The sequence below is a fragment of the Lactococcus nasutitermitis genome (assembly GCF_018403765.1).
GTDB classification, from domain to species: Bacteria; Bacillota; Bacilli; order Lactobacillales; family Streptococcaceae; genus Lactococcus; species Lactococcus nasutitermitis.
In genome coordinates, this window is record NZ_BOVQ01000004.1 from 62,906 (window position 1) to 84,514 (window position 21,609).

Here is a 21,609-nt window from a genome sequence, read left to right on the forward strand (position 1 = left end):
TAGTACATCATCTTTTTCCTTATAACAATATTTTCCTATTTACTTCTTTCTAAATATGGTATAATAAAGGTACACCTCCATGGTCGAGAATTTGTGGGAAAAACTCAAGTAAAATTTTACTTGAGTTTTTTATACATTAGTTAAAATAAATTAAATTAAATATCATAAAAAGGATTGGTGCTTTGTTGGCTTTCTATAATTTGGATTTCTGGGGTGAATTGTCGTAGTTTTTCAGCAATTTTAGGGACAAATAAATGTTCAATATAATGTCCTGGATCTAGTGCTACCATACCTGAACTTAATAAATCGTGTGCTGTATGGTAGTAGATATCTCCAGTGATATATAAATCAGCATCTTTTTCTTTAGCTTGTTGCCAGAATTTACCGCCAGAACCTCCACAAATGGCGACGCGGTGAATTTCTTGATTTAAATCATGATTATATGCAACAATACGTAGATGTTCCAAGCCGAAAGCTGTCCTCACTTTTTCTGAAAAATCTGATAAACGAGTCGTAGGAATACTTCCGATACGCCCAAGGCCTGTTTTTGTATCCAATATTTTAGTATTAGTTATATCAAGTAATTCACAAAACCAGTCATTGAGTCCATTTTGAACGATATCAATATTCGTGTGGCTTGTATAGACGCTGATACCTGCTGAGATTAACTTTAATAATAGTTTTTCTTGACTATCAGAGGTTGTTATAGAGGTTAAAGGGTGAAAAATAATTGGATGTTTAGCCAAAATGAGCTGCACTCCTTTTTCAATAGCCTCTTCTACAGTTTGTTCACGAATATCTAAGGTGACTAAAACTTTTTCAAGTATTGCATCAGGAGAGCCGATTTGCAAACCCACAGGATCGTTTTCTAATGATAATTCTTTGGGACAAAATGCTTCATAATAGCTGATAAATTCAGAAATTTTCATGCTAAAGCCTCCATAATTTGTTGACGTTTTTCTACAATTTCTTTATATTTTTCTGTACGTTTTTCTGGTAATCTTGTTAAAATTTTATCTATCGTGTCTAGTTCCTTTTCCCATTTTTTACGAAAAATTTCTGATTTTTCTGTTGATAAAAATGGACCAAAGATTTGTTCTTTTTTTGACAGAACTGTCAAATTTCCTTGAGCTATTTCACAAAGAATAATTTCATAAAATTTTTCGTTTTCAAGTAAAATTTTTTCAGTTATAATTTTGAAATTATTTTTAGAAAGCCAAAGGCGCAAGACTTCTTCGTGTTTGTTTGGTTGCAAAATAATTTGCTTAACAGTACTCAAATTATCTTTGCCAGCTTCTAAAATTTCCGAAATCAAAATACCTCCCATTCCAGCAATCACAACTGTATCAATCTGGTCTTCTTTTTTTATCGCAAGCAAGCCATTCGCTAATCTTACATAAATATTATTATGTAAATTAAACTCATTTACATGATTTTGAGCGATTTGAAAAGGTCCTTCAATCACTTCTCCAGCAACAGAAAAATCAATAATTTCGTTTTGAACTAAATAAGTGGGCAAAAAAGCATGATCGCTTCCAATATCTGCAACTCTAGCTCCTTTAGGAACAAGGTCCGCAACGGCTTGTAACCTTTGTGATAATTTTATTTTTTCCATTAAACTCCTAACCTTTCTTGTCCAAATTTACAATATTTTAATACAGGGCAACTTTCACAATCAGGATTTTTTGCTGTGCAATGGTAACGTCCAAAAAAAATGAGATGGTGATGACTTTTTACCCATTTTTCTTCTGGAATATATGCCATTAATTTTCTTTCAACATCTAAAACACTTGCATTTTCTTCTACAATATTCAAGCGTTTGGAAATTCGCTCAACATGAGTATCGACAGCTATTCCGGGAATTCCGTAAGCTTCAGCTAATACTACATTTGCTGTTTTTCGTCCTACTCCTGGCAAGGTTTGCATAAGTTTTTTGTCTTTTGGTAATTCACCATCAAACTTTTCAAGCAACATTTGGGCGGTACGAACAATATTTTTGGCTTTCATGTGATAAAGACCAATAGTTTTTATGTAACCTTCTACCTCTAAAATATCTGCTCTTGCCATACTTTTAGCATCTGGATAGTTAGCAAAAAGAGCTGGTGTTGCTTTGTTCACTCCTTTATCAGTCGCTTGTGCGGATAAAATTGTTGCAATTAGTAATTGGAACGGTGTTTGCCAATTTAATTCTCCATGTGCCTCTGGGAACATTTGTTCAATGAGGTTGAGTGCTTTTAAAAAATCTTTCTTATTTAACATAATTTTATTTATGTATTCCTTTTAATTATTCCATGGACCATCAAGTGGAATGTAAATGTTATTTGCAGTGCTTATTGTTTGAGTATCTTTGCGTTCTGCTTGCTGATTTTCAACGGCTTGACTATTATTTAATCCATCATTGCGCCAATTTCGCAGGATTGCTTTAATATATTTTAAAGAAAGTTTGTGATTAAGGACAGCTTCTCTGAGTGCTAATTTTATGACTTCTAAATCGTATTTGTCTTCAAAAAGGAGCGAACGCAACTCATCTACTTGCATCGGACTAATTACTCCAAGTTCTGCTTCAAATATATTGACAAGCGTCTTGAGTTGGCTTTCGTCTTCACTTGTATCTTTGCGTTTTTTGATGCTTGTTGGTGAAGTGGATTTGTATATATCATCTAACTTTTTAAAAGCAGGACCGATATCAAAAATTGTTTCAACATCACCGTTTACCTCAAGCAGAGTTACTTTGAGTGAGCCGAAACTTTGAAGCGCTGTGATGCTATGATTGACATCGGAAAGCGATTTTCCTATTTTTTTGGCAATTTCGCTTGGCGCTGTGTCCCTATTTTCATAGAAATAAAGCCAAACAAGAAAATCGTCTGCAGTTGGGAAAAGTTGAGCAAAATTTGTCATCATGGCGCTTGGTAACACTAAGTGTCCTAACGTAAAATCTTCGTAGTAGTTCATAACTCTATTATAACACATTCCGCAAAGCGACGATGTTTCGCTTCACGGAATGTTAATAAGAAAGCTGGAAAATGCGCCATAGCGCTTTTCGTCTATCTATTGGTACTTGTGGCTAATGGGTAGTGCTTTTTATAGCAGAAAATTGTGCGACTTGCCTGACTATTTTTTGAGATTTGTAAGTAAAAAAGAGTACGACTGTACTCTTAATTTTGATAAATAATTTTTCCATCGCAAATTGTGTATTTCACTTGTCCTTGGACTTTTTGATTGATGAAAGGCGAATTTTCTGCCTTTGAATCAAAATGCTCGGGTACTATGAAGTTGTGATTGGCATCAAATATTGTAATATCTGCTGGGCCATTTTCTGCTAAATATCCGCGGTCAAAATGATAGAGCTGAGCAGGGTTGATGGTCATTTTTTCCAAAAGTTCTGAAAGTGTAAGATGTCCAGAAGCGACGAGATGTGTCAAGCCAAGTTGTAAAGAAGTTTCAAGTCCAATCATTCCTGACGGTGCTTGACGAAGTTCGACCGCTTTTTCAGCGATAGTATGCGGTGCATGGTCTGTTGCAATCACATCAATCGTTCCATCTTTTAAGCCTTCAATAATCCTTTTAATATCTTTTTCACGTCTGAGGGGTGGATTGAGTTTGGCATTTGAACCTTTTTCCAGAACTGCTTGCTCTGTAATTGAAAAATGCTGTGGTGTGACTTCAGCTGTCACTTTCGCTCCAAGTGATTTTGCGAAACGGACGATTTCAACACTTTCTCCTGCTGAAAGGTGTTGGATATGCAGACGCGCTTGTGTTTCGTATGCTAGCATTACATCCCGTGCAATCATGCTATATTCTGAAACGGTTGGTGCACCGGTGAAACCGCACTTGTGAGCAACTTCTCCGTCATTGACACCGAGCTGTCCAATCAGCATTGGGTCTTCTTCGTGAATAGAGATTAAACTGTCTGTTTTCAGGGAATTTTGCAGAGCTTTACGCAATACGGCAGCATTCGTGAGGGGAATTCCATCATCAGAAAATCCAACTGCACCTGCTTTTAATAAAGCTTCAAAATCTGTCAAATTTTTCCCATCAAAATTCTCTGTAATTGAAGCTATTGTTTCGATGTGGACTGCTTCTGCTTGAGAAATTTTTAAGCTTGCTGTCACTTGTCGCACTGTTGATACTATTGGTTTTGTATTTGCCATCATGACAACTGTTGTAAAGCCACCTGCAGCAGCCGATAAAGCTCCTGTATGAATTGTTTCTTTTTGCGTTTGACCAGGCTCACGAAAATGGACATGAATATCAATGAGACCAGGAGCAACAATGAGACCAGTAGCATCAATGATTTCAGCATTTTTAGCTGAGATATTTTGAGCAATTTTGACAATTTTTTTATCTTTTATCAAAATATCTGAGAGCTCATCTTTATGTGTTTTTGGGTCAATAACTCTACCATATTTTATTAGAATTTGTTTATTTAACATAATTTTATTTCTGTAAATTCCGTTTTTGATTATAATTTTTTGACAGAACTGCCGAAGGGGCTAGAAAATTTATTCTCACCCTGTCAAAAATTAATTTTGCCAAGTTTCTTGATTTTCTTTAAATTTTTTGAGTAAAGTTAATTCATCGCTAGTGACATAGCCTGTTTCTTGAGCAATTTCAATCAATTCTGAGTAATTTGTCAAAGTGAAAAGTTTGACAGAATTGTCAGTAAAATTTTTCGTTGCTTTTTCTAATTCGTAAGTGAAAATTGCAACAACACCAAGGACTTCAGCACCTTCACGCTCTGCTGCTTTGACTGCTTCTAGTACTGAACCTCCAGTCGAAATCAAGTCTTCAACAACAACCATTTTTTGTCCTTGATGAATGCGTCCTTCAACTTGATTGCCAGCGCCATGGTCTTTCGGTTTGCTACGAATATAAGCAAATGGCAACTGCATATAGTCGGCGATAATTGCCCCGTGTGGGATACCTGCTGTTGCTGTCCCTGCAATCACTTCTACTTCAGGGAATTTTTCCTTAATCAGCTCAGTGAAACCTTCTTCGATTTGCATCCGCACATCAGGATAGGCGAGCGTTACACGATTGTCCGTATAAATTGGGGAATGAATTCCGCTTGCCCAAGTAAATGGTGCGCTTGGAGACAAACTTACTGCCTTGATTTTAAGTAAATCTTCTGCAATATTTTTTGACAAAGACATTTTATTTCTCCTTTTCAAACAAAAACACTTGCCAAAGAGCAGGCAAGTGTCAAATATCCTTAAAACTATTTCTGTCAAAAATGATAGAAATAAGTTATCTTGATTTCAACCTTGCTAGTCTCTCTGGACTAGATTAAAAGTTTTGATGTTTATAGTTTAACAAACTTTTTCAGAAATTGCAACTTATTTTCTAAAATATTTTTTTGACAGAACTGTCAAAAATTATTTTGACAAATTTTCGAGATTTTCCAATGCTTCAAGTAAGTCTAATTCAAGGTTTTCTTGCTGTTCAGCTAAATTGTCAAGGCTTTTTTGAAGTTCAGCTAATTTGACAAAATCGTCAGAAAGATCCTGCATTTGTGCCGTAATTTCCGCACTCTCTTTTTCAATAGTTTCCAACTTTTCTTCCAACCGTGCAACTTCGCGTTCCAGTTTTCGCTGAATTTTCTGTGCTTCTTTTTGCGCTTCAAAATCCAGCTGGCTATCAGATTCCACTGGCTCATTCACATTTTTTGACAGTTCTGTCAAATTTTCCTGTGCCTTTTTCTCAAGATAATAATCATAATCTCCCAGATAAAGCTGGCTACCAGTCGCCGAAATCTCCAAAACCTGTGTTGCCACTCGATTGATAAAATAACGGTCATGACTGACAAATAAAATCGTTCCCTCAAAATCAATCAGTGCATTTTCCAGCACTTCTCGTGAATCAATATCCAAGTGATTCGTCGGCTCATCCAGTACCAGAAAATTGTCATGTTCCATTGCTAATTTCGCCAGCAATAAACGTGCTTTTTCCCCACCAGACAACATTCCAACGGACTTTTTCACATCTTCGCCACTAAACAAAAAAGCACCCAGTAAATTACGAATTTCAACTTCTGGTAGTAAACGATGCTCATTCCACAACTCATCCAACACAGAATTTGAGGCTGTCAATCGTCCTTGTTCCTGATCATAGTAACCAACAGAAACATTTGCTCCTAGCTTTGCTTCGCCCGATAAAAAGGGAATTTGCCCAACAATCGACTTAATCAATGTTGTTTTTCCAATCCCATTCGATCCTACAATAGCCAGCGCTTCATTTTTGCGCTCATCAATTGTAATTGGAGCAGATAAAACTGTCTCATCATAGCCAACAGCCGCATCCGTCACAGTCAAAACAACATTTCCTGACGTTTTTTCAGGAGAAAACATGATATTAGCTGCTTTTTCAGACGATTTTGGTGCATCCAATCTATCTATTTTTTCCAACTGTTTGCGTCTGGACTGCGCCATTTTCGTTGTAGAAGCACGTGCTAAATTGCGCGCAACATAATCTTCCAACTTGGCAATTTCTTTTTGTTGCTTATCAAATTCTTTCTGCTCAGTTGCCTCTTTTGTCGCTTTCATCTCGATATACTTGGAATAATTTCCTGCAAAACGAGTCAACACACCACGAGAAAGTTCCAACGTTTCGGTAACAACTTTATCCAAGAAATAGCGGTCATGACTGACAATCAACAACGCACCTTTATAATTTTTTAAATAATTTTCCAACCAAGCGAGCGTTTGAATATCCAAATGGTTCGTCGGCTCATCCAAAATCAAGAGTTGTGGCTGCTCCAATAACATTTTTGCCAAAGCAAGTCGCGTTTTTTGCCCACCAGACAAGTCTGAAATCTGTTGCCCCCACATTTCTTCAGGAAAATGAAAACCGTTCAACACAGACTTAATCTCGCTCTCATATGTAAACCCGTTCTCCGTGCGAAATTCCTCAGATAAATTATCATAGCGCGCCATCAACTGATTTAATTCAGCTCCCGAAAGCTCCGACATCTGCATTTCCATTTGCCGTAATTGTTGCTCTTTTTGGCGCAAATTCTCAAAAACCGCCAACATTTCCTCAAAAATGGTGCGTCCAGAAGTCAGGCCTTGGTCTTGAGCCAAATAATTAAAAGTCAAATTCTTAACCTTAGAAATCGTTCCAGCACTTGCTGCTTCTACACCAGCAATAATTTTTAGCAATGTCGATTTTCCTGCACCATTGCGCCCAACAAGCGCTGTGCGTGAATGTTCTTGTAAACTAAAACTAATATTTTCAAATAAAACATCACCTGCAAAACTACGAGCAATGCCATTTCCCTGCATTAAAATCATCATTAACCTTTTTCTAATACTGTGTAACTCTATATATTCTGTTCTTATTTTAACACAAATCATGCAATTTTTTGCAAAAACAAAGTATTTTTACTGTACTACTTGAAAATTTCACAAAGTTTTGATAAAATAATCACAAGAACAAGTCTAAAATTTTCACCATACTTACTTAAATAAAAGAGGAAAATAAAATGTCTGAAAACAAATTAAACAAAAAACTCCCCAAAGCCACCGCAAAAAGGCTTCCACAGTATTATCGCTTATTCAAAATCCTTGTTGAGGAAAAAGTGACACGTACTAATTCTCAAACAATTTCCGAAAAGATCGGTGTTGATGCAGCTACAATTCGTCGAGATTTCTCTCTTTTTGGAGAACTTGGTCGTCGTGGTTATGGCTACGAAACATTGACTTTACGCGATTTCTTTGCAGAACTTCTTGGACAAGATCAAGAAACACCGCTCGCACTTGTTGGTGTGGGAAATCTTGGACGTGCGCTTATTCACTATCAGTTTCAAGAGCGCAATAAAATGCGTATCACACAAGCCTACGATGTCTCAGGAAATCCGCTGGTAGGCACTCAAACAGATGATGGTATTCCGATTTATAATATCTCAGATTTTGAAAAAAATGTAAAAAAATCTGAGATTAAAACAGCTATTCTATCCGTCAAAAAAGAAGACGCACAGGAAGTTACTGATATCTTGATTGCTTCAGGAATTAAAGGCATTCTCAACTTTGCTCCAATTCGCCTTCAAGTCCCAGAAGATGTTGTCGTTCAGTCTATTGATTTAACAAAAGAACTTCAAACCCTCCTCTTTTTCATGAATGATAAAACTAGAAAATAATCACAAAGCAAAACTCCAAACGGCTGAAATAAGCCGTTTTTTTGTACTCTTAATTTTTTTCTTGAAAACTAAAATAATTTCCGCGCCCGACAATTATATGGTCAACAAAATTAATTCCCAAACTTTCACTTGCTTCTCGAATTTTTTGGGTAAATAATTGGTCTGCATCACTAGGAGAAATTTTTCCAGAAGGATGATTATGTACCACTATCAATCCAACAGTCATATTTTTGACTGCATGATAAAGAATTTCACGAGGATTAGCAATCGAGCGATTGACAGCACCAATAAAAATTGTGCGTTTTTCAATAATGTGATTTTGCCCATCAAGATAAAGTGCCACAAGATGTTCCTGTTCAAAATCTTGCATTTCATCTACTAAGCTCATTCCTAATTCGTGAGAAGTCAAAATCTGCCCATAACGTTTACGTTCTGTGGTTTGGATACGCTTCCCTAACTCAATCATTGCGCGGATTTCTACTGCTTTTGCTGGTCCAATACCTTCTATTTCTTTGAGTTCTTTAATCGAAGCGCGTCTAAAATTTTCTAATGTTCCGAAATGTTTTAAAAGCGTTGTGGCAATTTCTAAAACAGAGCTTTTTATTGTCCCCGTCCGAAGCAAAATTGCAAGTAATTCTTGTTCTGACAAGCGTTCCGCCCCCAATAATTCTAAACGCTCTCTTGGCAATAATGGATAAGGATTTTCTCTTACTTCGTACATTTTACCTCCTCATATATTTATACGTAATTTTTCCAAAAATGTCACATTTGACAGAAAAAAACTTTTTGACAGAACTGTCAAAAAGTTTTAAGGATAAAAAAATCATAAAATTCACTTAAACATTGCTTCTACTTTTTTATCAGGAATAATCCACATTGAAAACACTAAAGCTGAACCAAATAACATAATGACAGGAGCAATAAAATACCCTAAAGCAATACTGATAATATTCATAACAACACTCAAAATATTTTTTTTAAGTGTTGAATCTGAACTATGTAAATGTCCATTTACCTTCAAAAGTTGCTTTGTTAAAATAAAATACATAAAATTAGCAAAAAAGAATACCAAGACATATCCTAACTCTGGAATAAAAGAATTAGGATAATGAGAAACCCAATTTGAAAATACAGGAACAAGCGATAAAATAAAAAGAAATAAGATATTTATCCATAAAACATCTCCACTAATTTTCTTGATACTTTGAAAAAGATGATGATGGTTCACCCAATAAATCGCCAATATGATAAAACTAATAAAATAAACTCCCAGATGAGGCAACAATTCAATCAAGCTCTCTAAAGTATCAGATTTCGGCCCAGACAATTCTAATACCAAAATAGTCATAATAATTGCAATCACAGCATCTGTAAATGCTTCTAAACGTGTTTTAGTCATCCAATTTTTCCTCACTCCATAAATTATCCAATTATCTTGAAATGTTTCACTCACAATTATCAAGATAATTAGTTTTTGATTATATCATTTTTAAGCACATTTTTCTGTTATTAGCACTCATATCAAGTCTCTTTGTCTTCAAAACAGAATAATTAAAAGAAGTTAAACACATAGATTTAACTTCTTTTATACTTTAATATGATAACAACTTTTTATTACATATATGGATTTGTCATTGGATTAGGAACAGCAAAATCATGATTTGCGATAATCATTTTCACCGTTTGAATTTCATTGGCAGTCGGAGCTTGCTCTACTCCAGTTTGGTGACCTGTCATAATATCTGAAGTGAAATTAGTACCAAAGTAATTAAAAGTATGGTCTAATCCCATAGAATGTCCCAATTCATGTTCAATAATAAGCTTGATATCATTGGAACTTTGGGTATTGGTTTCATCAGTATTAATCTCTAAATCTCCGCCCAATTCATAAGCCGCAATACTTGGATTAGTCGCTCCCATTGCACTATCTTTGAGTTTCAAAGTGACTTGTGCGTCTGTATATTGTCCAGTATCTTCAACAAAAACTGTTCTACCTAACACTTGATTCCAAGCATCAGCAGCTGCTCGCATCTCATCACCATATTTTGAACCATTTAAGTTCCAAACAATTTGTCCCGACGCATTAAAACTATTTACAACATAATAAATTGGAAAACTAATATTTCCTGATGTATATTGAGAAGATTGTGTAACAACAGAACCTGTATTTGCTGCTCCCGTATTTAATGCTCTTGCATCAACCCAATACCAATTTCCATCTCCAAAACTGATATTATCATAAGTTGCCGTTGCTCCCGTAGAATCAGTCATTGTTTCTGTGGCACGATTGTAAACAGTCGTTGCATCTGTATTAGGCAGGTCAACTGCTAATGATGCAAGAGAAGCTCCTTGTACAAGGTCAGAATAATAGGTGTAGTTGCTATTAATAACTACATTATATTGATAAGCATTTAAGGGTGTTGTAGGTGAAAGTCCATAAGAACTAAAAGCATAGCTCGCATATGGCCATGCAGTAGCATAGGTTTGCTGATTTCCGATTGAAGAAATCGTAACGTCTGAAGGAACAACATTTACAGCTTTAGGTTGCCAAACAAATGTTCTTTGACCGTATGTTCCGCCATTAAACTGATTAGTAAGCTCACTAGAAGTCCAAACAATATTTCCTGTCGGCTGAGTAGCAGTACCATTTTCGCCAATATCTTGCCAATTTCCAGTATAACCTGTATTTGGTACGTCAGGAAGATTAACATCATTATTCAATGAATTGACATCTTTGCCCAGCGTTAGTTGGCTCATATTTGTTAATCCACCAAGCATATTCGTCTGATTTTGATTATTCTGAATGGTAAAACTGGATAAATCAAGAGCAGTAAGTGCGCTATCTCCTGCGAACATACCTTTCATATCACTGACATTACTGGTATCAAAATGCGAAACATCTACGTTTGGAAGAGAAGAATCTCCAAAGAACATATAAGACATATCGCTCACTTTGCTCGTGTCAAAATTTGAAATATTGAGATTTGTCAAAGCACTATCTCCATCAAACATTCCAGCCATTCCGCTCACTTTACTCGTATCAAAATTTGAAAGATTAAGACTGGTTAAAGAAGGATCAGAGACAAACATATAGGTCATATCAGTGACATTATTCGTATTAAAAGAGGAGACATCCAAACTTGTTAAATGAGACATTCCATCAAACATACCATACATATTGCTAACCTTGCTTGTATCAAAATTTGAAACATCAAGGTTAGTTAAAGAAGAATCAAAAACAAACATAAAGCCCATATTAGTGATGTTTTTTGTATTAAAATTTGAGATATCTAAGGAAGTGAGGGCGCTATCGCTTTCAAACATACAATAAGCGCTTCCAGAATAAGAAAGATTACCAAGTCCTGTGATAGATTTTAGATTACTAAAGTAAGCAAAAGCCCAACCAACATTGTTAGCACTCATATTATTAGCAATATTAATGCTAGTTATCGTTGATGGATCAACTCCAGCAAGACTTAAAGTTCCAGCTAATCCTTGAGTAGTTAGCCCTGCTCCTGAAGGAGTGCCGATATCGCCACCAGATAAGGTAAGAGTTCCTCCATTAATTGTCCATGTTGCGCCACCCCATGTTCCCGAAGTAACGGTACTAGCCGCCACAGTTGTTGTAGATTGCGGAATAATTGAATTCGACAATATTCCTACTGCACCTAAACTTGCAAGTAAAACTGCCGAACATGACATGATTTTTTTCATCTTTAACAGACGAGTGAAATTTGATTTTTCCATAATCATTTCCTTTCTTTTAATTACAAATCAATTATATCACTCGTTTTAGTTTAATTCAACATTTATTTGTTTTTTATTAAACATATTTCAATTTTAATATTTCGAAATAACAAGACTTTTAGAAAGTGTTCTATAAAATAGAGTGCTTTTTTAAATCAATCATTTATTTATTTTGTTTTCTTCACTCAAGCTTTAAACTTAGTCTTAAAAATAGGAGGCCTTTTCACAAAAAAAGTCCCTGAACACTTAGGGGGTCAAGGACTTCTTCTTTTATTTTTGTTATTTCACAATTTGCTTGTTTTTTTATCAGTAAAACTCATCTGGGAGAATTGTTTCGGCGAGTTTGATGTTATCGGAATAGTCTATCGGAACGTCGATAATTACTGGACCTGTTGTGTCTGGTATTTCTTTTAGAATATTTTCAAAATCTTCTTTGCATGTTGCACGGTAACCTTTTGCTCCCATTGCTTCTGCATATTTTACATAATCTACATAACCAAAATTAACACCAGCTGAACGTCCATATTTTTTTTCTTCTTGGAATTTCACCATATCATAATGTCCATCGCTCCAGATAATCTGGATAATTGGTAAGTTTAAGCGAACGGCTGTTTCTAATTCTTGGCCTGTAAAGAGAAATCCTCCGTCACCTGAATGAGAATAAACTTTTTTTCCTGGTCTGAGTAATGCTGCCGTAATTGCCCAAGGTAAGGCAACTCCTAATGTTTGCATTCCGTTTGAGAAAAGGAGATGACGAGGTTCATAACTCTTGAAATAGCGCGCCATCCAAATATAGAGTGAACCAACATCAACGGTCACTGTTTCATCATCTTTTACAATCGTTTGGAAAGTGTCAACTAAGTCTAGGGGATGAATTTTACCAGAAGTTGTCTTGATTTCTAGTTCGCGATGGTTCATGATTTCGCGTAAATCTGTGAGGTATTCGACAGAGCCTTGCGATAGTTTGTAGCCACGTACAGCTGGCAGGAGACTATCAAGGGTTTGAGCTATGTCACCAATGAGTTCACGTTCTGGTTGGAAATAAGTATCAATTTCAGCGATTGAGTTGTCAATAACAACAACGCGACTGTCAATTTCAGCGTTCCAATTGCGTGCTTCATATTCAATCGGGTCGTAACCGACGGCAATTACGAGGTCTGAACGTTTGAGGAGCATATCACCTGGTTGATTACGGAAAAGTCCTACACGTCCAAAGAATGTATGTTCTAGGTCATGAGAAATAACTCCTGCACCTTGGAAAGTTTCTACGACTGGAATTGCTACATGAGTGAGAAGATTTCTCAGAGCTTTTGAAACTTTTTTATTTGAAGCGCCTGCACCGACTAAAATAACTGGCAGAACTGCATTTTTTATGGCTTGAGCGAGATAATTGATGTCATCAATAGAGGCATTGCCAAGTTTTGGGTCTGACAAGGGTTTGATTGCATTGACTGAAACTTCTGCATCTGTGATATCTTGTGGGATTGATAGAAAACTTGCTCCTGCTTTACCTGATTTTGCAAGGCGATAGGCGTTAGCGAGTGTTTCAGAAATTGTTGATGCTTCTTGAATTTCGGCAGAATATTTCGTGACAGGACTTAATAGTGCTGCATTATTCATTGATTGGTGGGCGCGTTTGAGTTGGTCGGCGCGTTTGACCTGTCCTCCGATGGCAAGCACTGCATCGCCTTCTGCTGTCGCTGTTAGAAGACCTGTCGCAAGGTTTGAGACTCCTGGACCAGACGTAGCAACAACAATGCCGGGTTCTCCTGTAATACGTCCTACAGCTTGTGCCATAAATGTAGCTCCTTGTTCGTGACGTGTCACAACAAGTTGAGGCGCTTTTTCATCATTTTCTAATCTGTCAAAGACTCGGTCAATTTTTGCTCCTGGTATGCCGAAAACGTATTTTACATTATGATTTATCAAGCTGTCAATGATTAAATCAGCTCCATATTTTATATCTGTCATTCATTCTCCTTAATTCTGTTAAAGTTGATGGAAATTTTTTGTCAAATAATATTATCTTTTTTGTAAATAACTTTCATCTGTTCATCTTTTATTTTATCAAAAGTCTTGATGCTTTACAATGAATTGCATTAAAAAAACGAGCTTTACGGCTCGCTTTCTTAGTCTTGCCAGTAACTTGGACGTTTCGACTCGTAAGTAGAGATTGCGTCTTCATATTGGAGGGTAATTCCGATGTCGTCCAGGCCATTTTCAAGTTTGTGTTTCCATGTGGCATCAATATCGAAATGGTAAGTGCCTGTGGAGGCTATGATGGTTTGATTTGGCAGGTCAACGGTAATGTTTTCTGTGCTTGAGATTTTTGACAGTTCTGCCAAAACGTCACGTGGCTGCACAATAGGCAAAAGTCCATTTTTCAGAGAGTTATTATAGAAAATATCGCTGAAAGAGCCAGCAATGACAATGCGAAAACCGTAATCTGCAATCGCCCAAGCGGCGTGTTCGCGTGAACTTCCTGAGCCGAAATTGTCGCCGGAAATGAGAATGCTTGCCTGACGATATTCGGGCTGATTCAGCACGAAATCAGGATTTTCATTGTAGTCTTTATCTGCGTAGCGCCACTCAAAAAAGAGATTTTTCCCGAAGCCTTTTTTGTCAATTGCTTTTAGGAATTGTTTTGGAATGATTTGGTCGGTGTCGATATTGTCGTTCATCAGTGGCACGGTTGTGCCGGTGTAAGTTGTGAGTTTTTCCATGTGTTTTTAAGCGTTGAGCTTGCTGGACGTTTTCGTGTTTGTACGCCCAATTTTCAGTGAAGAAAGCTCAATTTTCCTTTCTGTTTCCATAAAATTGGATGACGGTGATGCTGGAATAATTTCCCAGATTTTTATTTTATGATTTGACAGCTCATTGTTTTTTGACAGTTCTGTCAAAAATTTTTAAGCGCCAACAAGCTCTCTGACATCCACAAATTTCCCAGCAATCGCTGCAGCTGCAACCATCGCTGGGCTTGCAAGGTGCGTCCGCGCATGTGGACCTTGGCGGCCTTCAAAGTTACGGTTGCTTGATGAGGCACAATGAACGTATTCAGGGATTTGGTCGGGATTCATGCCTAGACAAGCCGAGCAGCCGGGGTCGCGCCATTCAAAACCTGCCGCTTTGAAAATTTCATCTAAGCCTTCAGCTTCTGCTGCTGTTTTGACAGGACGAGAGCCTGGAACAACAACCGCCACGATATTCTCTGCGATGTGCTTTCCTTTGACAATTTCAGCGGCTTCGCGGAGGTCTTCAAGTCGAGCATTAGTACAGCTACCAAGGAAAACGTAGCCGAGGTTGATGTCTTCTGCCGTCATACCGGGTTTCATGTCCATGTAAGTGTAAGCACGTTCATAGTTGATATTGCCGTCAATCTCAGGGAATTTTTCACCAAATTCCAGTCCCATGCCTGGATTCGTCCCCCATGTAACCATTGGTTTGAGCTGTGACACGTCAATCGTCAGCACCTTGTCATATGTAGCATCAGGGTCGCTGACAAGCGTTTGCCAGTCTTTGACAGCTTCGTCAAATTGTTTTGGTGCGTTCGGACGGCCTTTGACGTATTCATAAGTTTTTTCGTCAGGGTTCATCAGTCCCAATTTTGCGCCAAATTCGATGGACATATTGCAAATCGTCATGCGGGCTTCCATGGAGAGGTCAGAAATCGCTTCGCCCGTGTATTCAACGGCATAGCCGACACCTGCATCGACACCGTACTTGGCAATCAGGGCTAAAATATAATCTTTTGAGTAAATGCCTTTTTGAGGTTTCCCAGTAAATTCAATTTTCATACGTTTGGGCTTGACTTGCCAGAGAGTTTGGGTAGCTAAGACGTGTTCCACTTCGCTCGTCCCAATGCCGAATGCCATTGCACCGAAAGCGCCATTTGTCGCCGTGTGGCTATCACCGCAGACAACGGTTTTGCCCGGTTGCGTGCGTCCTGACTCAGGTGCGACCATGTGGACAATTCCTTGTCCTTCTGAGCCATGAAGCTCCGCTGGAATACCAAATTCTTTGACATTCGCTGTAAAAGTATCAATCTGCTTTTTGGAAATCAAATCGCGGATGTCAAAAATGTCTTTCGTTGGCACATTGTGGTCAAGCGTGCCGTAAGTCAAATCAGGTCGGCGCACTTTGCGCCCCGCGTCACGAAGACCTTGAAAGGCTTGCGGCGAGGTTACCTCGTGAATTACGTGAAGGTCGATGTAGAGGAGCTGTGGCTCTCCCTCATTTCCTGCGACCACGTGGCGGTCCCAGAGTTTGTCAAAAATTGTTTTTGCTGTCATAATCTTCTTCTTTCGTTTTTTTAATTTTTTTAAATATTTCGCGTCTTGACGAATGTAACAAAGCGATCCACGCTTGCTGGGTCATCATGGTCAAAAAATTGACTCGTTGAGCTTTCAAGACTTGCAATTTTTGCTTTGTCGTCAGTTGTCAGCTCAAAATCAAAGATATCAATATTTTGTGCCATCCGTTCTTTTTTAACGGATTTGGCAAGGCTGACTATACCTCGTTCAAAGTTCCAACGCAAAATCACTTGTGCTGCTGATTTGCCATATTTTACACCAATTTCCGTCAAAATAGGATTTGTAAAAATACCGTTTTTCCCCTCTGCGAAGGGCGCCCAAGCTTCAAGCAGGGCATTTCCCCGCGCAGTTGCGTTTTCTAAATCTGCTTCTCGCTGGTGAAAAGGATTGATTTCAATTTGATTGACCTGCACTTGCGCATCCTGAAAGGCAATCATGTCGGCGAGCCGTTCGGGATTGAAATTTGACACACCAATCGCACGGATTTTACCCGCTTTCTACAAATCAGCAAGCGCTCTAAAACTTCCAAAAACATCACCAAAGGGCTGATGTAAGAGGACAAGGTCAATATAATCTGTCTGCAACTTTTTGAGAGACGTCTCAACTGACTCAGTTGTCTTTTCATAGCCATAGTTGCTGAGCCAGATTTTCGTCGTGACAAATATTTCTTCACACGGAATTTCTGTCAGATGTAGTGCTTCTCCGACTTCGCTTTCATTGCCATAGCTCTGTGCCGTATCAATGTGACGATAGCCAATCAAAAGTGCGTCAAGTACCGCTTGCGTCGTTTCCCCGTTTGGAATTTGGAAAACGCCGAAACCCAAAACTGGAATTTTTACACCGTTGTTAAGTGTGAATGTCTGCATTGTCGTCTTCTTTCTTATAATTTTTTTGACAGAACTGCCATTTATTCTCAGCCTTCTCGGATAGGGTGAACTTATAACGAAGTTGTAAGTTTATACCCTTGTCAAAAATTATTTTTCCCAATTTTCATAAGTAATGATATGTTTGAGGTTTTCTGTCAGATGTGGTAATTCATCCGCAAAGAATGTCGGGAAAGCTTTGAGCGTGCTGTAAGTTTCAAGCGGTAGCCAAACCATCTTCTCTTGCCAGCCCAAATGTGTTTCACTTATGTGAAATTCTGGATTTACTATTGGTTTCATCAAAAAGTAAAAAGTCAGCTCGTGGCAATGTTTCCCATACATTTCATCTATTTCCTGCCCCACAAAGAAATTTTCATGAATAAAGGCAAGTCGTTCAATCTCAAAGTGCAAGCCTGTTTCCTCGAAAACTTCGCGCTGACAGGCTTCCTCGGCCGTTTCTCCAAATTGCACCGCACCGCCGACGCTGTAAAAATAATCATCGTGATTGTTATGCGCCATCAGCACTTTACCATCCTCAACGATAATCGCACCCGCACGATAGCGAAACCAGTTGTTTTCACGGCTAAATCCAATGTCGTTATTCATTTTCCATCCTTTCTTTCGGCTTAAAAATTTTTTGACAGTTTTGTCAAAAATCTTTACTGACAAAGTGCTGTACATTTTTTGACAAGTCTGTCAAAAATTTTGGAAGCTCCGTCGGACAAATTGTCAGATTTGACAGCTCTGAAATCGCGACCCAGCGTTTTTCCACATTGTCATCATCAGCTGTCAAACCTGTCAAATCAGCGTAAGAACCTTCATCAAATTTGACAGAATAAATAAATTCAATGAAATTTGTCTTAAAGTCCTGCCAATGACGAAAATTTTCCGTCACAGCCACTAACCGAAGCTCAGAAAGTTCAAGCTGGACTTCTTCTTGAAACTCACGCTTTAGTGCATTTTCAGTTGTCTCACCAATTTTAACGTGTCCACCAGGCAACCAATACTCACCCGTATCAAGCACATGGTCGAGCAAAATCTTATCACCACGCAATACAATGCCACTCGCGCGCAGCGCACACATCTCATTAGCAACCGTAAAATCCCAATCCTCAGCCACTTTTATCTCTCTTTCTTCCACTAGCTTTTCAACTTTGAAAATTCAAAATTTGCTGATTTTCTTTTATCATTTTTCGGAGTTCTGTCCCATAAACCCAAATTTTCTTTTTCCATGGATGTCCCAAGTAACCCCAACGAAAATCTTTTGCGATGAAAAAATAATAATCGCCATTTGGATAAAATTCAGGAAAATAAATATTATAACCATTACCAGCATAGCGTTTATCTTTATGAAAAACAGGATAATCATATTTATCTTCAATCCTAGGATTCCAGTGAAAGCAAGTATGCTGCCAATCTAAAACATACATCCAGTCATCATCGCCCATAGCACTGATAAAAATAGATCGCATCACATCATTAAAACTTTTATTTTGAGAATACTTCTGATAATCAACCTCATAACAGTCTGCTTGAAAAGGAAAATCAAAAGTTTTCATCGAAATTTTAATGCTAGGAGAAAAATGAAAGTCTGAATAAATTTTATCCCATACTATTTTGTATTCCTCATCGCTTAAAATCGTCCATACTTGATTTTTCCCAATCAATTTCTTTTCATCTTTGATTTTCCCAAACATAACCTCTCCTTACAGATAATTTATAATCTCGCCAAAATCGCATCCGTCATTTCTTTCGTCGTCGCACGACCGCCCAAATCCTGTGTCAAAACACCATCTGTAAAAGTCTTTTCAACCGCATTTTCAATCAACGTCGCCCCATTTTCCAACTCAAAGCTCTCACGCAACATCATGGCGACCGACAAAATCATGCTGACAGGATTCGCAATCCCTTGACCTGCAATATCAGGCGCTGAACCATGAATCGGCTCATAAAGCGCCAGCCCACCAACACCATGTGAACTCGAAGGCATCACCCCCAGCGTTCCTGCAAGAGAGCTCGCTTCATCCGTCAAAATATCACCGAAAAGATTTTCCGTCACAATCACATCAAACTTCTGCGGATTAGTAATCAAAAGCATCGCGCAACTATCAACGAGCTGATGTTCAAGGGTCACATCGGGATAATCAAGCGCCACTTCATCAGCAATCTTGCGCCACAATTTCGACGTCGCCAGCACATTTTGCTTGTCAACAGAAGTGACCAATTTTCGTGGACGTTTGCGCGCCGTTTCAAAGGCAAAACGCAAAATTCTGCGAATTTCATCTGCCGTATAATCATTGACGTCACGTGCTTTATCTTCCTCAAGCGTATGCTCGCCAAAATAAACACCGCCCGTCAATTCACGAATGACTACAAAGTCAACATTTTCGACATTACGAATGGGCGATAAGCCTTTCAACTCACTGTAAATTTTCAAAGGACGGACATTCGCATAAAGCCCAAGCGCCTTACGAATGGCAAGCAAACCTTGCTCAGGACGCACTTTTGCACTATTGTATTTCGGGTGACCAATCGCCGCCAGCAAAATCGCATCTGCATTTTTCGCCGCTACCAAGGTTTCAGCTGGCAATGGCAAGCCCTGCTTATCAATCGCTACGCCACCAAAATCCTTTGCTTCCAGCACATAATCAAAGCCAATTTTTTCAGCCACCGCAGCAAGCACTTCAAGCCCTGCTTCCATAATCTCAGGTCCAATCCCATCGCCTGATAAAGTCACAATTTTTTTAGTCATATCTTCTCCCTATATTTGAGTTCAACGTGCTAGGGAAGCTAGGAAATTAGATAAAATGGAACCTGCACTTCGTGCAGAATCACATTTTCCTATCTTCGCAGCTTTGCTGCTACGCTGTCCGTTTTCTCTAGTCACTAAAGTGACTGACAAAAAGGCAAATTTCTACGCTTCTGAACGAGCACATTTCACATCATATTTTTTAAATCCCGTCATGTGCAGAAATTTTATCCTGCTTCCCATTTGTATTTTCCTTTTGAACAAGAACATTTGCATTCATATAAGCAATCGCGCCACCTTTGAGTACATCATAATCAGAACCTTTCGCATTGAAAATCGTACCCGTTGCCAGATTTTCCACAGAAATGATAGTTGTAGCCTGTGCATCAATCCCATCCGTCACTGCATCAACAGAATAACTAATAAGATTAACTTCCTGATTAAACGCTTTGTCAATCGCCTTGAAAATCGCATCAATCGAGCCAGAACCAGAACCTGTACTTTCAAAAATCTCACCCTCTTGATTTTTCAGTGTGATAACCGCTGTATGCCCGTCAATTTTAACGCTATCAAAGATAAATCCTTCAAGATTTTTAACTGTATCTCCGGCGACCAGTGCGCGAATATCCGCATCTGTGATATCTTTTTTCTTATCCGCAAGTTTCTTAAATTTTTCAAAGAGTGGGACAATATCTGCTTCTTCATAAGCAATTTCCAACTCTTGAAGTTTATCAGTAAAAGCATGACGACCGGACAATTTACCAAGTGGCAAAGAATTATGTTTGACACCCACAAGCTCTGGCGTGATAATCTCATAAGTTTGAGCATTTTTTAACACTCCATCTTGATGAATGCCTGATTCATGCGCAAAAGCATTGCCACCAACAACCGCCTTATTTTTCGGAATCGCAATTCCTGAAAATTGCGAAATCATCGTAGCTGTATTGACTGTTTCATCCAATTTCAGTGGACTCTCAGCTTGATAAAAGTCTTTTCTGATATGAAGTGCCACAGCAATTTCTTCCAGCGCTGCATTGCCTGCACGCTCCCCAATGCCATTCACTGTACCTTCAACACGACCAGCACCAGCCTTAATCGCAGCTAATGAATTTGCCACAGCCATTCCCAAATCATCATGACAATGTGGACTGAAAATAATTTCACGCTCAGATTTGACATTCGCAATCAAAAATTCAAAAATCTTTGTATATTCCGCAGGTGTCGTGTAACCCACTGTATCAGGAATATTGATATAAGTAGCACCTGCATCCACAGCAGTCTGAACAGCTTTTAATAAGAAATCTCTATCTGTTCGTGTCGCATCTTCCGGTGAAAATTCAACAACTTCAATTCGTTCACGCGCATAGCGTACACACTTATCAATCTGTGCCAACACTTGCTCTGGCGTCATTTTGAGTTTATATTCCATGTGAATAGGCGATGTTGCAATAAAAACGTGAATTTGTGGTTTCTTCGCATCTTTAACCGCTTCAACCGCTGCATCAATATCTGACAGCACACAACGTGCCAATCCGGTCACACTCGTTGTTGTCATCGCTGCTGCAATCTCACGTACCGCTTCAAATGAGTCAGGTGAAGCCGCAGGAAATCCCGCTTCAATAACCGTAATTCCCCATTTTTCTAATTGCTTAGCAATAGCAACCTTTTCCTTGACGGAAAAACTCACACCAGGTGTTTGCTCACCATCACGTAAGCTCGTGTCAAAAAATTCAATTTGTCGCATAAAAACTCTCCTATATTCTTATTTAATTTTTGACAATTCTGTCAAAAATATTTATTATCAAA

General features: G+C 38.3%; 19 protein-coding genes and 1 pseudogene. 1 reads left to right on the forward strand and 19 read right to left on the reverse strand.

The window, feature by feature from the left end:
- Positions 1–155: 155 nt before the first annotated feature.
- The 7 genes from KJS36_RS04660 to KJS36_RS04690 form a co-directional block, all read right to left on the reverse strand.
- The gene (locus tag KJS36_RS04660; protein WP_213534852.1) at positions 156–929 is read right to left on the reverse strand and encodes a Nif3-like dinuclear metal center hexameric protein; all 774 of its coding nucleotides are present in this window, start codon (positions 927–929) and stop codon (positions 156–158) included.
- A complete protein-coding gene (locus tag KJS36_RS04665) occupies positions 926–1,615 on the reverse strand; it encodes a tRNA (adenine(22)-N(1))-methyltransferase (RefSeq protein ID WP_213534854.1) in 690 nt (229 codons plus the stop codon). Before KJS36_RS04665 ends, KJS36_RS04660 begins: the two co-directional genes overlap by 4 nt.
- A complete protein-coding gene (nth, locus tag KJS36_RS04670; RefSeq protein WP_213534856.1) occupies positions 1,615–2,259 on the reverse strand; it encodes an endonuclease III in 645 nt (214 codons plus the stop codon). Before nth ends, KJS36_RS04665 begins: the two co-directional genes overlap by 1 nt.
- Positions 2,260–2,280: 21 nt before the next feature.
- Positions 2,281–2,952, reverse strand: coding sequence for a DnaD domain-containing protein (locus KJS36_RS04675; RefSeq protein WP_213534858.1), 672 nt, complete (start codon positions 2,950–2,952; stop codon positions 2,281–2,283).
- Between the two features lie 203 nt (positions 2,953–3,155).
- Positions 3,156–4,433 (reverse strand): dihydroorotase, encoded by a 1,278-nt coding sequence (locus KJS36_RS04680; RefSeq protein WP_213534860.1) that lies wholly within the window; start codon positions 4,431–4,433, stop codon positions 3,156–3,158.
- 90 nt (positions 4,434–4,523) lie between these two features.
- Positions 4,524–5,153, reverse strand: a complete 630-nt coding sequence (pyrE, locus tag KJS36_RS04685) for an orotate phosphoribosyltransferase (RefSeq protein ID WP_213534863.1) — start codon at positions 5,151–5,153, stop codon at positions 4,524–4,526.
- A gap of 222 nt (positions 5,154–5,375) precedes the next feature.
- Positions 5,376–7,289, reverse strand: a complete 1,914-nt coding sequence (locus KJS36_RS04690) for an ABC-F family ATP-binding cassette domain-containing protein (RefSeq protein ID WP_213535525.1) — start codon at positions 7,287–7,289, stop codon at positions 5,376–5,378.
- Positions 7,290–7,480: 191 nt separating this feature from the next.
- On the opposite strand from KJS36_RS04690, the gene KJS36_RS04695 reads away from it, so the two are divergent.
- The gene (locus KJS36_RS04695; protein ID WP_213534865.1) at positions 7,481–8,134 is read left to right on the forward strand and encodes a redox-sensing transcriptional repressor Rex; all 654 of its coding nucleotides are present in this window, start codon (positions 7,481–7,483) and stop codon (positions 8,132–8,134) included.
- Positions 8,135–8,183: 49 nt separating this feature from the next.
- On the opposite strand, the gene radC is transcribed toward KJS36_RS04695, so the two are convergent.
- The 12 genes and pseudogenes from radC to KJS36_RS04755 all read right to left on the reverse strand — a co-directional run bounded on the left by radC (position 8,184) and on the right by KJS36_RS04755 (position 21,547).
- Positions 8,184–8,855 carry a RadC family protein gene (gene radC / locus KJS36_RS04700; protein WP_213534867.1) on the reverse strand — a complete coding sequence of 224 codons (672 nt, stop codon included), beginning with the start codon at positions 8,853–8,855 and terminating at the stop codon, positions 8,184–8,186.
- A gap of 111 nt (positions 8,856–8,966) precedes the next feature.
- Entirely contained in the window at positions 8,967–9,533 is a 567-nt protein-coding gene (locus KJS36_RS04705; RefSeq protein ID WP_213534869.1) for a TMEM175 family protein, read from the reverse strand.
- Positions 9,534–9,748: 215 nt separating this feature from the next.
- Positions 9,749–11,881: a BspA family leucine-rich repeat surface protein gene (locus tag KJS36_RS04710; RefSeq protein WP_213534871.1), complete on the reverse strand. Its 2,133-nt coding sequence runs from the start codon at positions 11,879–11,881 to the stop codon at positions 9,749–9,751.
- A gap of 306 nt (positions 11,882–12,187) precedes the next feature.
- Positions 12,188–13,852 (reverse strand): acetolactate synthase AlsS, encoded by a 1,665-nt coding sequence (gene alsS, locus KJS36_RS04715; protein ID WP_213534873.1) that lies wholly within the window; start codon positions 13,850–13,852, stop codon positions 12,188–12,190.
- A 158-nt stretch (positions 13,853–14,010) separates the two neighbouring features.
- Complete coding sequence (gene leuD / locus KJS36_RS04720) at positions 14,011–14,604, reverse strand: 3-isopropylmalate dehydratase small subunit (RefSeq protein WP_213534874.1); 594 nt, start codon at positions 14,602–14,604, stop codon at positions 14,011–14,013.
- 183 nt (positions 14,605–14,787) lie between these two features.
- Positions 14,788–16,170, reverse strand: a complete 1,383-nt coding sequence (gene leuC / locus KJS36_RS04725; protein ID WP_213534875.1) for a 3-isopropylmalate dehydratase large subunit — start codon at positions 16,168–16,170, stop codon at positions 14,788–14,790.
- A gap of 29 nt (positions 16,171–16,199) precedes the next feature.
- Positions 16,200–17,057 (reverse strand): annotated as a pseudogene (locus KJS36_RS04730) (aldo/keto reductase).
- Between the two features lie 108 nt (positions 17,058–17,165).
- Positions 17,166–17,660 carry an NUDIX hydrolase gene (locus tag KJS36_RS04735; RefSeq protein ID WP_213534876.1) on the reverse strand — a complete coding sequence of 165 codons (495 nt, stop codon included), beginning with the start codon at positions 17,658–17,660 and terminating at the stop codon, positions 17,166–17,168.
- A gap of 43 nt (positions 17,661–17,703) precedes the next feature.
- On the reverse strand, positions 17,704–18,195 hold the full coding sequence (locus KJS36_RS04740) for an NUDIX hydrolase (protein ID WP_244842657.1): 492 nt from the start codon (positions 18,193–18,195) through the stop codon (positions 17,704–17,706).
- A 7-nt stretch (positions 18,196–18,202) separates the two neighbouring features.
- On the reverse strand, positions 18,203–18,751 hold the full coding sequence (locus KJS36_RS04745) for a DUF2716 domain-containing protein (RefSeq protein WP_213534878.1): 549 nt from the start codon (positions 18,749–18,751) through the stop codon (positions 18,203–18,205).
- 20 nt (positions 18,752–18,771) lie between these two features.
- Positions 18,772–19,806, reverse strand: a complete 1,035-nt coding sequence (gene leuB, locus KJS36_RS04750; RefSeq protein ID WP_213534880.1) for a 3-isopropylmalate dehydrogenase — start codon at positions 19,804–19,806, stop codon at positions 18,772–18,774.
- Between the two features lie 199 nt (positions 19,807–20,005).
- A complete protein-coding gene (locus tag KJS36_RS04755) occupies positions 20,006–21,547 on the reverse strand; it encodes a 2-isopropylmalate synthase (protein ID WP_213534882.1) in 1,542 nt (513 codons plus the stop codon).
- Positions 21,548–21,609 lie beyond the last annotated feature (62 nt).